The following is an 11,369-nucleotide window of genomic DNA, read 5'->3' on the forward strand; positions in this document are numbered from 1 at the left end:
GTGACTATTTGCAATCGCTAATATAGGCACTTTATAAAGAATATAGAAAAAGAATTTGGCAGCAATTTTATAGAAATAGAAGGTAGTTTTGTTTGTATTTCTTATTGATTTTTAACTTTTAATTGACTGTATTTACCGTCTATTTCAATTTCTTTATCGTTAGAAATTAAAATGAACTCTCCGTTATACTCTACATTTCCATCTTTTAGTTTCTTAACCTTATCACTTTGGATATCAAATTTCTTATTTATACCTGTTAAATCAACTCCAGCATCTGAATAACTTAAAAATACTTTTAAATTATTATGACTTGGGTGTATTTTGGTAATGGTTAAGTTTCCAAACTTATTATTTACTTCAACATTACTATATACATTACTTACCACCAAGCCTGAAGAGTTCGAATTTACTGTTGTGTTGGTAACCGATGCTAATTGAGCATCGGTTACATTATTTAAGAACAACGTACAAGCGTTTAATGAATTTATATTTACTGGTGAAAATGAAATATTTAATTTTCCACCGTCAAGTGCGTCAGCTTTGAAGGTTCCATAACTAACCTTTCCTGAAGCTTTGGTTTTTGGCAGTTTTACTTTACAATGGCGGGTATTCAAATCAAACGTTGCTGATTTTGGAACCTTTATAATAATCTTCTTTGTGATTTTTACTTTTTTTCCATTAATCATAAGGTTATTACTGTCAGAAGAGTAAGAATAGTTCATACGAGTTTTTTTCATTTCCTCTCTAACCTTATGCATTTCTTCTCGTGCTTTTGCTAATTGTTTTCTAATCCTCTCTCTATCAACTTTTTTAAGTTCACTTTTAACTCTTTTAAGTTCTTCTTTTAATTTTTTCTCATTGAGAACTTGATGTTTTTTTGAGAAAAACATCTTTGTCTTAGAATTCTTATTATTCTTAAGATATTCTTTATATGCTTTAGTTTTCTTAAATTCTTCCCACTCTTCTTTTGATGTAATGTTTACATTATGTTTACCATCTTTCCATTTAAATCTAACAAGTTCTTCAGTTTCAAACATTTTTTCTACATCAAAATCTACATCTTGAAATAAATTTTCAAAATTAATTTCAGGGATTTCTATTTCAGGCATTTCTGGAATCTCAGGCATTTCTGGGATACTTACCTCTGGTATTTCTGGTATCACAGCAACCTCACTTTCTGTATCATACTCAAATATTCTTGGGTAATTATTGTCTGATGAATTGAAGAATACAATATTGTCTCTTCCTATTCTAAAGCTATTTCTATTGGCATTAATTTGTACCTTACTTTTATTCCCTAAGGCTTCAAATTTCCAGTTGTCTAAATATTTTTGAGCTTCTTTTTTATCTAGCCCTTCAACTTCTACAACTGCTTCTACTGAAACTTCATTTCTGTTCCATGTAGTCACATCAACATCCGCATTAGATGCATTGATATTAACTACTACGTCTTTATTTGTCTTAAAATTTTCACTGAACTTCTTGTTGTATTTCTGTGCAGATACAACGCCTGTCACTAACAGTAAAAAAACACTGATTTTAAATTGTTTGAATGTCATTTTGAGTTGGATTTTTAAATTCTTGTAATTGTTTTTGCATACGTTTTAACAGCTGTAAACGTAATTGCAGGTTTCCAATCAATGCATTGATAGTATCGTCGTTAATTCCTTTTGTATTGAGCTCTTCGGTTAACGATTTATATTCTTTGGTTAATTCTCCTATTTTGGTCAAATAACCATCAAAAAGTTCTTTGTTATCGTCAGTTAATTCTAACTGACTTAACTCGTAATTAATGGTATTTACATAGTAGTCTTCCACCGTTTTTAACTCAGGAGATATGGTTCCTAAACTAATTTGATTTTGAGTGTCTTTTGGAAGCTCTGTTATTATTGGATCTACAGTATTTGTTGGATAAAACTGAATTCCTAAACTTACCAACAACACAATAGATGCTGCTATATACAGCCATTGATATGATTTTTTTATTGATGGTGTTGAATGCAATTCATCCATCAACTTTTGTTGAAAACGCTGTCTGTGATTTGTTGATAACCTCTCTGTGTTTTCAACATTGTTTTTTAGTATTTCTCTAATATCTTTAGACATGATGTACTGCTTTTAATTGTTCTTGCACTTGTCTTTTTCCTCTTAATAAATGTGTTCTCGAACTCACTTCCGAAATTCCTAATATTTGTGAAATTTCTCCGTGGTCATACCCTTCTAATAAAAACAGGGTTAACACAACTCTATATTTTTCTTTTAATTGCTGAATGCAGTTTACAATATCTTGATGCGATATCGTAGCGGCTACATTCCAATTATCATCATCTACTACTGTGGTAATTTCTTCATTGATCGAAACCAGTTCTAGTTTTTTCTTCTTTAAATAATCAATACTTTGATTTATAACGATTCTTTTCAACCAAGCACCAAACGCTACTCCTTCTTTATAGGAATCAATATTTTTAAATGCTTTTATAAATGCTTCTTGCATTACATCTTCCGCTATAAACGAATCTTTTACATACCGAAACGCCACTGTACACATAGCATCACAATACAAATCATACAGTTGCATTTGTGCTTTTGCATCATTGTTTTTACAGGCATCTATTACCGATTGATGTAACTGTTTAGTTGATTTCATTCTTGATTTCTTACCCTAAAGACGAGACTTTTTCCGTCGCGTTGCATTTTCCTGCATTTTTATTTCTAAATTTACGTTATTATTTTGTTTTACCTACATAATGACCGACAAAGACACATCTGCACTTTCTGAAAAAGACGGAGTTTCTCAGCCTGAAACCACCAGTAAATCATCTGCAGAAAAAATAAAGCGTAACAGAAGAAAAACTACCTCAACCGAAGAATTTGTTACTCAAATAGTTGCTGGTAATATTCCTTTTTTAAGTAGAGCAATTACGTTAGTAGAAAGCACGAATCCTAAACACCAACAACAAGCCAATGAAATTTTAGAAGCTTGTTTACCGCATGCCAATAAATCGGTTAGAATTGGAATTACGGGTGTTCCTGGTGTAGGAAAAAGTACGTTTATTGAAGCTTTTGGTAAGCATTTAACTTCTTTAGGAAAAAAAGTAGCTGTTTTAGCGGTAGACCCAAGCAGTTCTATTAACAAAGGGAGTATTTTAGGTGATAAAACACGCATGGAGGAGTTAGTTACCGATGAGAATGCTTTTATACGCCCTTCTCCTTCTGGAACTTCATTAGGCGGTGTTGCTCAAAAAACACGTGAAAGTATTATTTTATGTGAAGCAGCTGGTTTTGATACTATTATTATTGAAACTGTAGGTGTTGGACAATCGGAAACCGCCGTACATTCTATGACCGATTTCTTTTTATTACTGAAATTGGCAGGTGCTGGAGACGAATTACAAGGAATCAAACGCGGAATTATTGAAATGGCAGATGCTATTGTGATTAATAAAGCTGATAGTGGTAATGAGAAAAATGCTAAACTTGCGAAGGTAGAATTTAACAGAGCCTTACACTTGTATCCCGCTAAAGAAAGTGGCTGGCAACCTAAAGTTTTATTAGCGAGTGCACTCCATCATCAAGGAGTTGATGCTATTTACGCTATGATTGAAGAGTACATGAACTTAGTAAAAAAATCTGGCTACTTTCAACAAAAAAGAAACGAACAAAATAATTATTGGTTATTAGAAACCATTAATCAACAACTAAAAAGTAACTTTTATAATAACCCGAAAATTAAAGATCGTTTACAACAGGAAATTACTAAGCTAGAAAAAGGAAAAACTACGCCATTTACTGCCGCAAAACGATTGCTAGAAAATAACTAAACTATGGAGTCCATGATGGGCACTTAATAAAATTTTATTTTTAAACAACTAATAAATACCTAACTGGTATAATCTACAAACATATGGAAGATAACACCCTCACTTGGAACGATTTTACAAAAGTAGAAATGCGTATTGGCACGATTATTTCTGCCGAGGTTTTTAAAGAGGTTAAAAATCCTGCCTATAAAATGCAGGTTGATTTTGGTGATTACGGAGTTAAAAAAACCTCAGCGCAAATCACTAAGCTATACAAACCTGAAGATTTGATAGGAAAACAAGTGGTTGCTGTGGTAAACTTCCCGAAAAAGCAAATTGCGAATATGATGAGTGAATGCTTAGTATTAGGTGGTTTAGGTGATGACAAAGAAGTAACCTTATTAACTACTGAACGTACTGTTAAAAACGGGACAAAGATTTCGTAGCATATCTAAATTTCACTTTTTATTCTTATGAATTAATTTAACTGAAGCTGATTTAAGGACATTAGAACTTAAATTAACAAGTCATAACATAAATTTTGCGTACAATAAAAATACTATTGAACTTATAATTGGAAAATTCCAAAATACTAGCTCAAAATTATTTATTGGTATAATAAGCTAGTTCTTTCTTTGGCTAGCTTATTTTTCTTAAAGAATGTATCACCATATAGTTAGCTTAACTAAGCTCACCAAATAAAAAATTACTTTTGCGGTTTCTTAATACTTTTTTTATGATAGAATTTAGCAAATTCTAAAGCTAAAAAGTTTTCAATTTCCTCTTCTGTTTTCTTTTCTTCTATCATTTTAAAAATAGTTGATATATGATTTTTTTTAAACTCATTGAGGATTCCATTATTAGTTACAACATCTTGATAAGTTAACTTTTGTAGTTCTGATTGCATCCATTGATGCGCCTCCATTTTTATTTTTCTAGTCTGTAAATCTTTTTTATCACTTTTAGATATAAAGTTTCCTCTTTTCGCTTCTTGTTTCATTAAGTGTAGTAAACGATTATAACTAGCTTTGACTTCTTCATCTAGTAAGACTGCTTGGTCGTAAAGCTTCTTTAAACTTTTAAACGCTAATTTATAATACGTATCTATAAAATCTTTGTGTTTATATAAATAGTCTAAATAATTTACTGCTGCCTTCTTATAATGTTTATTACTTGCATTTTCATTATTTACAACATCTGTTTCTAATAAACTTAAATCATTTCTTACTTTTTCTATACTTTTTATACTAGCAAAAACAGGATCATTTAATAGCTGTTTAATCTCTGAGGTAATTTTAGAATGTTCTCCACTAAAAGTATGCTCTTTATACGAGAATGAAAATTCTTTTACTTTTTTGTTTCTTTCTCTTTTTTCAAATCTGAATTTCGGTTTTTTCAAGCCAAAACTATAACTATAACCAAAAGTTACAGTTAATTCACTTAGTTTTTCTTGCTGTGTAGCTTCTCTGAATAACTGTATTGCATTTAAATTTAAATTATGGTTTTGTGCAATAGTTGTAGAAGCACTTGCCCTAAAATTTAAAACATTACTTGTAACTTCTTTGTTTACATTACTATTATACGAAGCTCCTAAAGTGGTATTTAATATGTTTTTAAAAAACAGTTTATTCATATTTAAAGACGCTCCGTATGCTTTACTATCATCTCTACCGATATCGCTATAATTGTAGTTAAGTGAAGGCGAAACTGTTAGCGCTTTTTCAGGAAACCCTAATGTATAAACTACATTTCCATTATGAAAATTATTCGCTTGACCAATTCTAATAATACCATTCTCTTTATTTGCTGAAGATGCTAATGAATAGTTTAAATTAACATTCTGCGTAACGTTTTTCTTTTTAACCAACATCCAATTCAAGTTTATATTGGCATTTTGTGACAGTTGCTTAAAATTTAATGCTTCTTGTTCTTCATCAGTTAAATCGTTGTCGTTAATGTCATCAAACTGATTTAAACTTTTGTTCGTAAACGTTGTGAAGTTAGAATACATTCCTGATAAAGTAATCGCATCTGTCATCTGATACGTTGCATTAACGCTTCCTATATTTCTTCCTGTAGATTGTGCTTTTTGATTGTTTAAATTATCTCTTTGGTATCCTATATTAAACGATAAGTTCAACTTATTTTTAAATAATGATCGAGCCATATTTAGTGTGATGTTCTCAAAGTCATTATTAAAATAATAGGCCCCTAAGGTTTCATAATTAGGATCAATACGTTCATAGCCCAAACCAACTTTCATTTGTCCTAATTTTACATCTAAATCTGCTTTAATCGCATTGTAATATTCGGTTGATGTACGATTATTAAACAAAAACCCTGCTAAATTGTTAGAGGTATTACTACTTTTATCTGCTCTTGTATCTTGTGTAATGGCTGTTGAGGCATATTCTGCCCTTATGGTGTATTTTTTAGCAATGGTAGTTTCTCCTGTAAGACTTATTACTAAGTTTTCTTTAGGTTTTATATTTCTTTCTTCTGGTATTGCTGCAATAGAGTTTTCAGCATCTTTTGCATAAAAACCTATTAGTCCTAGCTTATAATTTGGTTTTTCCCAAGCTACTCTTGCTCCATATCCTGTACGCTTAAAAGCTGGCAAGGTTTGTGGATTACCATCATCTTCTGTTGCTTTTAATAAACGTCCATACATGGCACTAAACTTTATTGGCTTGTTAGGAGTTAATTCAATACCTCCACCTGTAAATTGATGTCCGTTTAAGGTATAAGGAGAAAAATTCATAGTAACATCTCCTATATGCGCTTGTATCCATTTGTATTTTGGGTGTAAGCTCAACCTATTAAACTTAAAAGGCAGTTGGTAGTCAAAATTATCTCCTTGATTAGAAAAACTATAGGTAAAAGGGATATTAAAACTTAACCAACTTACATTCACTGTTCCTTGTAAAAAATACGTAAACGGAATACGTGCATTACGGGTATTTGCATTGTAATACACCATATTGGTATTGACATTACCACTTACTTTAACCTTAGTAGATTTTGTAATGGACTCTATATCTAAATTTTGCGCTAAACTTATACTACTTACTAAACATAGTAAGCTTACTAATATGTACTGTTTCCCCCTTTTCAACACTTCTTTTTCTTCTATTCAAATATTCTCTTTACTCCAATCAGTTCACTCCTCCTATAATTAGACTGGCTACACAATTCATTAATAACTTCCTGCTATATCAACTCTAATTTTAGTTAAGATCTCCCCTAATAAGTTTTTCCCTTGCCAAGTTTCTCTTTTTTGTGCTCTTATATCGTTTTCTACTAATCCAATACTCCATATCCTATCATTCGGAGATGCTTCTACAATGGTTGTACCTACTGTAGACAATAGTTTATTTTTTAATTCTTCGTCTTGTGTAAATTTTGCCTTGTTTCCTTCATAAACAACTTTACTTCTATAATATTTCCATACTTCTTCATTAAATTCAGCAACATTTCGTCCTAACTCTTTAATTTTTCGAACATTATTTGTCTTCATTATTTTTTTGGCTGAATCAATATCTAAAAAAATAATTGCTTTATGATACATCATAAACTGTTCAGCTGAAGAATATTCTTGATCAGGGTAAGGAAATTGACCTTGGAGTACATATTCTCGTTTAGTTTTATTCATACATACTCCCTCAATTAAACAAGTAGATGCTGTAAAATTTGATTTATACCATTGAGAAAAAGGAGACTTAGTTTCCAAAAAGAAAGTAAATTTTTCATTTTCTTTAATTGAATGATAGTGCTCAACTAAAGGAGTTACATAATTAGTATTTTCAGACGGTTCGCTATTTAATGCAAACTCAATTTGTTCTTCTAAAGTAATTCCTTCAATACCTCTTTTGTTGATTATAAATTCATAATCACTAAGAATTGATTTCTTTTTTTCGTCAAAAGACAGTAAGGACCACTCAAAAGCTTCTACTTTATTGTAATATTCATACCTCTCTTGTCTAGAAAGTTTTTTTAATTGCTCTTCAGATAATTTAATCATAACTCTGTCATTTCAATTATATAGCGAGATGTTCCATCAGTATTAGTTATAATTGATAAGTTATCAATTCTATACTGTCCATTTTTATTAAGTATAACTTCTTCTTGTACCATATTTTTAGGACTTGGTCTATTGTGAATCGGTTGCAAATTTTTACCATAATCTGAAATATTATCAATAAAAACTAAACAAATCTCCTCATAGGTGGTTCTTCATTAGAAGCAATAACATTCCATATTAAATCTTTCACGGATAACCAAACACTTTCTTCTGAGTCATCGGAGCCTATAAAGTTGGTTTCATATCCTATTTTTACCCAACTCCATTCAGGGTCATTTAATGCTTGAATAAGTTCTTTTTTTATTCGTTTAGTGTAGTCAGGTTCTGCATTAACAAATGAAGAAAAGGTTTCTTGATATTCTTCTTCTGTTAATTCCCAATCCGCTGAAAACAATTCAATAGCATATCTTAAATGTTTATATTTCTCCATAATTATTCTATTGGAAACATTGTATTTATTTCGTACTTTCCTGTTGCACGATTTAATTTATAACGAACTTCTATTTTGGTTAGACCATTTATTTTTATAGGATTTCCTGATAATTTTTGTCCTGTTAAAACATAATTAGGTGTTCCTATAGGTTTTTTATAACCTAAACCAATAGTTTCTCCCAAATCAACTTGAAATTTAAATAAAGGCGGAGTATCTGTACCTTTAGCTAGTTTTTCTGCCTTTAAAGCTTCTTTAAAAGCGCTTGTAGATACATCTACTGCGTTTAAAGCTTTTTTCATACTGGTAGCATCTATAAATTTAGATGACATTGGCGGTATTATATTCCCTATTCTTCTACCTCCTTGTCGTTTAGCAATAGAAGAGCCATCTGGAGCAATGCCTTCTGTAGCTCTTCTTTTTAATAAATCATCTGTTACTTCAAAGCCATGCCTTTCAATAGTATGAGCAGCTTCATTTGCTCTAAGTTTTGCTATATCAATTTCATCTAAAACTCCAACTTCAGAGGTAGTCAAACTCTTCCATTCAACATAGCTTCCAGCATTTTTAATCTCATCTACAATTACTTCCGCTGTTTTATTTTTTGCCTTTAGATGTGTTGTTACAAAACTTAGCTCTTCTAAATTTGTTCTTAAAGCACCTTCTCCAACTGTATCAAACACCCACCAACTAGTAATAACTTCTGGGTTCTCATCTATAGCTGTTACTAAAGCCTTCCCTATATCAGTGGTAGCGTCAATATCTTTTGTAAAGCGAGACCATCTAAGTTCACAGTCTGTTTGGGCAAAAGAAAAAACTACACTAAATATCGTTAGTAATACAACTAGTTTTCTTTTTAATTCACTTATTTTCATTTAAATAACATTTTTATTATTTCACGGGTATTCTTGTTATAACTAACCAACCATCATCTTCTACCTTACATTTTACATTAATAACATCAAAAAAGTTTATCATTTTATCTCTAAGCTCATTATTTTTAAATTGTAAGCTAAGAATCTCTAAACCCTTTTCTAAATCATTAAGTACTTTTCCAAAAGTAAACTTTTCATTTCCTCTATAATTTAACTTTAAAAAATTATATACATCACCTTCATTTACATATTTTCTTTTTATAATACCTTTAGCAATACTATCTACTGTTCTTTTTTTAGAGTTTCTTTTTCGTAATTCTGATGGTACATCCATGTAATGAACTCTTCTAAACTCTTTGGTTTCTTTATTGACCCTTATTGGACCGTATCCTCCCACTTTTCCATACCTGTCATCAAAGTCTATCCCTCTTAATTTTTCTAATTTCGTAAATACATAGATATAGGTTTCATCTTCAAAGGTTTTATAAATATATTTACCTTCTTCAGTGATGTCTTTTAATAATATTTCTAACGCTTCAATTGTCATATTACCTCTTTAAGACTGCTTTGGAACTCTTGTTATAAATAACCAACCATCATCCGTTAGCTCACACTCAACATTTATAACTTCAAGAAAAGATATTAGTTAATCTCTTATTTCATAATCCTTAAACTGTAAAGTTATAGTATCTGTAGTCTCTCTTTTCAAATCTTCTAAAACTTTATCAAAATTAAATTTTGAATCATCCTTTTCTTTAAATTTAATTTTACAAAAATTATACGTATCGTTAAAATTCACATACTGCCTTTTTACAATGCCCTTTGCAATACTATCAATAGTAGGTTCAACATAATCCTTTTCAAAAAAATGAGAAGGAATGTCCCTATTAGACCCCCTCTTAAACTCTTTATTTTTTTTATTTACTCTTATTGAACCAGGGCCTCCAACTTTTCCATACCTGTCATCAAAGTCTATCCCTCTTAATTTTTCTAATTTTGTAAATGCATAAATGTAGGTTTCATCTTCGTAGGTATCGTATATGTATTCCCCCTTTGGAATCGTATCTTTCAGTAATACTTCTAACGCTTCAATTGTCATATTACCTCTTTAAGACTGCTCCGGGACTCTTGTTATGACTAACCAACCGTTATCCTCTACCTCACATTTTACATTTAGGTCTTCTAAAAACGCTTTTAACTTGTCTCGTATTTCTTCTATTCTAAAATGAGCTCGTATTTTTTCTCTATCTCTTTTATAATCATAAAATACTCTTCCAAAGTTAAAATACTTTTCTCTTTCTCCTTCATAAACTAATTCAACAAAATATAACATATCATGTTCGTTAACATATTGTCTTTTTACAATACCTACAGCTATACTTTCTTTAGTTGGCTTAGGATCATTTTCAAATATTTCTGGTGGAATATCTAAATAATAACTTTTTCAAACTCTTTTTTTTCCATATTATATCTAATAATTCCTGGACCTCCTGTCATTGCTTTTCTATCATCTACACTATCATCTTTTTTACCTAATATATATACATATATATCATGTGTATACGCTTTATAAGGTGAGTCATCTCCTGTATAGTCAAATATTAATTTTCTCAACTCTTCAATGGTCATATTATTTCTTTAAGACTGCTCCGGGACTCTTGTTATGACTAACCAACCATCATGTTCTATCTTACATTTTACATTAAGAACTTCTAAAAAGGAAATAAACTTATCTCTTAGTTCTTCTATTTTAAAATTAGCTTTAATGAATTCTTTTTCAAACTTATAATCATAAAATACATTCCCATAATCAAAATACTCCTCTCTCTCTCCTTTATAATAGATTTCAACAAAACTTAACATATCCCCTTTATTTACATATTTTCTTTTTATAATACCTTTAGCAATACTATCAATCGTAGGTTCAACATAATGTTTTTTATGCAATTCCGAAGGCACATCCATAAAATGAATTCTTTTGAACTCTTTAGTTTGTTTATCCACTAATATTGGTCCTAGTCCCCCTACGATTGCATATCTATCATCATAATCTATCCCTTTTAATGTCTTTAATTTAGTAAACACATATATATAATCCTTATCCTCATATGTCTTATAAATATATTTACCTTCTTCAATGATATCTTTTAATAATATTTCTAATTTCTCAATGGTCATAATCA

14 protein-coding genes are annotated in these 11,369 nt (G+C 30.4%); 2 read left to right on the forward strand and 12 right to left on the reverse strand.

The genetic code is table 11. The features are described 5' to 3' along the window. Positions 1 to 101: 101 nt before the first annotated feature. The 3 genes from Q4517_RS04390 to Q4517_RS04400 are packed head-to-tail and all read right to left on the reverse strand — an operon-like array spanning position 102 to position 2,647. Positions 102 to 1,559 carry a hypothetical protein gene (locus tag Q4517_RS04390; protein ID WP_303506646.1) on the reverse strand — a complete coding sequence of 486 codons (1,458 nt, stop codon included), beginning with the start codon at positions 1,557 to 1,559 and terminating at the stop codon, positions 102 to 104. After that, positions 1,540 to 2,106 carry a hypothetical protein gene (locus Q4517_RS04395; protein WP_303506648.1) on the reverse strand — a complete coding sequence of 189 codons (567 nt, stop codon included), beginning with the start codon at positions 2,104 to 2,106 and terminating at the stop codon, positions 1,540 to 1,542. The genes Q4517_RS04390 and Q4517_RS04395 overlap by 20 nt, the downstream gene beginning before the upstream one ends. Continuing rightward, positions 2,099 to 2,647: an RNA polymerase sigma factor gene (locus tag Q4517_RS04400; protein WP_303506650.1), complete on the reverse strand. Its 549-nt coding sequence runs from the start codon at positions 2,645 to 2,647 to the stop codon at positions 2,099 to 2,101. Before Q4517_RS04400 ends, Q4517_RS04395 begins: the two co-directional genes overlap by 8 nt. A 100-nt stretch (positions 2,648 to 2,747) precedes the next feature. On the opposite strand from Q4517_RS04400, the gene meaB reads away from it, so the two are divergent. Both meaB and Q4517_RS04410 read left to right on the forward strand, forming a co-directional pair. Next, positions 2,748 to 3,821: a methylmalonyl Co-A mutase-associated GTPase MeaB gene (meaB, locus tag Q4517_RS04405; RefSeq protein ID WP_303506655.1), complete on the forward strand. Its 1,074-nt coding sequence runs from the start codon at positions 2,748 to 2,750 to the stop codon at positions 3,819 to 3,821. 83 nt (positions 3,822 to 3,904) lie between these two features. After that, the gene (locus tag Q4517_RS04410) at positions 3,905 to 4,246 is read left to right on the forward strand and encodes a tRNA-binding protein (protein ID WP_303506657.1); all 342 of its coding nucleotides are present in this window, start codon (positions 3,905 to 3,907) and stop codon (positions 4,244 to 4,246) included. A gap of 260 nt (positions 4,247 to 4,506) precedes the next feature. On the opposite strand, the gene Q4517_RS04415 is transcribed toward Q4517_RS04410, so the two are convergent. From Q4517_RS04415 to Q4517_RS04455, 9 genes are all read right to left on the reverse strand, one after another. Next, positions 4,507 to 6,918 (reverse strand): hypothetical protein, encoded by a 2,412-nt coding sequence (locus Q4517_RS04415; RefSeq protein WP_303506659.1) that lies wholly within the window; start codon positions 6,916 to 6,918, stop codon positions 4,507 to 4,509. Positions 6,919 to 6,996: 78 nt separating this feature from the next. Continuing rightward, on the reverse strand, positions 6,997 to 7,821 hold the full coding sequence (locus Q4517_RS04420) for an NADAR family protein (RefSeq protein ID WP_303506661.1): 825 nt from the start codon (positions 7,819 to 7,821) through the stop codon (positions 6,997 to 6,999). 184 nt (positions 7,822 to 8,005) lie between these two features. Then, positions 8,006 to 8,311 carry a hypothetical protein gene (locus tag Q4517_RS04425; RefSeq protein ID WP_303506663.1) on the reverse strand — a complete coding sequence of 102 codons (306 nt, stop codon included), beginning with the start codon at positions 8,309 to 8,311 and terminating at the stop codon, positions 8,006 to 8,008. Positions 8,312 to 8,313: 2 nt separating this feature from the next. Next, positions 8,314 to 9,186, reverse strand: coding sequence for a hypothetical protein (locus Q4517_RS04430; RefSeq protein WP_303506666.1), 873 nt, complete (start codon positions 9,184 to 9,186; stop codon positions 8,314 to 8,316). Between the two features lie 16 nt (positions 9,187 to 9,202). Further along, positions 9,203 to 9,733, reverse strand: coding sequence for a hypothetical protein (locus Q4517_RS04435; RefSeq protein WP_303506668.1), 531 nt, complete (start codon positions 9,731 to 9,733; stop codon positions 9,203 to 9,205). 99 nt (positions 9,734 to 9,832) lie between these two features. After that, entirely contained in the window at positions 9,833 to 10,285 is a 453-nt protein-coding gene (locus tag Q4517_RS04440) for a hypothetical protein (RefSeq protein WP_303506670.1), read from the reverse strand. Between the two features lie 9 nt (positions 10,286 to 10,294). Beyond that, a complete protein-coding gene (locus Q4517_RS04445; protein ID WP_303506672.1) occupies positions 10,295 to 10,519 on the reverse strand; it encodes a hypothetical protein in 225 nt (74 codons plus the stop codon). A gap of 95 nt (positions 10,520 to 10,614) precedes the next feature. Beyond that, positions 10,615 to 10,815 (reverse strand): hypothetical protein, encoded by a 201-nt coding sequence (locus tag Q4517_RS04450; protein ID WP_303506674.1) that lies wholly within the window; start codon positions 10,813 to 10,815, stop codon positions 10,615 to 10,617. A gap of 9 nt (positions 10,816 to 10,824) precedes the next feature. Next, positions 10,825 to 11,364 carry a hypothetical protein gene (locus Q4517_RS04455; protein WP_303506676.1) on the reverse strand — a complete coding sequence of 180 codons (540 nt, stop codon included), beginning with the start codon at positions 11,362 to 11,364 and terminating at the stop codon, positions 10,825 to 10,827. Between the last annotated feature and the right edge of the window lie 5 nt (positions 11,365 to 11,369).

This window comes from Tenacibaculum sp. 1_MG-2023 (assembly GCF_030547425.1).
GTDB lineage: Bacteria > Bacteroidota > Bacteroidia > Flavobacteriales > Flavobacteriaceae > Polaribacter.

What these genes read in the sequence shown, in the direction of transcription:
- meaB (WP_303506655.1), top strand. Translation starts at nt 2,748, where the DNA reads ATGACCGACAAAGACACATCTGCACTTTCTGAAAAAGACGGAGTTTCT.
- Q4517_RS04420 (WP_303506661.1), bottom strand. Translation starts at nt 7,821, where the DNA reads ATGATTAAATTATCTGAAGAGCAATTAAAAAAACTTTCTAGACAAGAG.
- Q4517_RS04445 (WP_303506672.1), bottom strand. Translation starts at nt 10,519, where the DNA reads ATGTTATATTTTGTTGAATTAGTTTATGAAGGAGAAAGAGAAAAGTAT.
- Q4517_RS04440 (WP_303506670.1), bottom strand. Translation starts at nt 10,285, where the DNA reads ATGACAATTGAAGCGTTAGAAGTATTACTGAAAGATACGATTCCAAAG.
- Q4517_RS04430 (WP_303506666.1), bottom strand. Translation starts at nt 9,186, where the DNA reads ATGAAAATAAGTGAATTAAAAAGAAAACTAGTTGTATTACTAACGATA.
- Q4517_RS04425 (WP_303506663.1), bottom strand. Translation starts at nt 8,311, where the DNA reads ATGGAGAAATATAAACATTTAAGATATGCTATTGAATTGTTTTCAGCG.
- Q4517_RS04435 (WP_303506668.1), bottom strand. Translation starts at nt 9,733, where the DNA reads ATGACAATTGAAGCGTTAGAAATATTATTAAAAGACATCACTGAAGAA.
- Q4517_RS04400 (WP_303506650.1), bottom strand. Translation starts at nt 2,647, where the DNA reads ATGAAATCAACTAAACAGTTACATCAATCGGTAATAGATGCCTGTAAA.
- Q4517_RS04455 (WP_303506676.1), bottom strand. Translation starts at nt 11,364, where the DNA reads ATGACCATTGAGAAATTAGAAATATTATTAAAAGATATCATTGAAGAA.
- Q4517_RS04395 (WP_303506648.1), bottom strand. Translation starts at nt 2,106, where the DNA reads ATGTCTAAAGATATTAGAGAAATACTAAAAAACAATGTTGAAAACACA.
- Q4517_RS04410 (WP_303506657.1), top strand. Translation starts at nt 3,905, where the DNA reads ATGGAAGATAACACCCTCACTTGGAACGATTTTACAAAAGTAGAAATG.
- Q4517_RS04390 (WP_303506646.1), bottom strand. Translation starts at nt 1,559, where the DNA reads ATGACATTCAAACAATTTAAAATCAGTGTTTTTTTACTGTTAGTGACA.
- Q4517_RS04450 (WP_303506674.1), bottom strand. Translation starts at nt 10,815, where the DNA reads ATGACCATTGAAGAGTTGAGAAAATTAATATTTGACTATACAGGAGAT.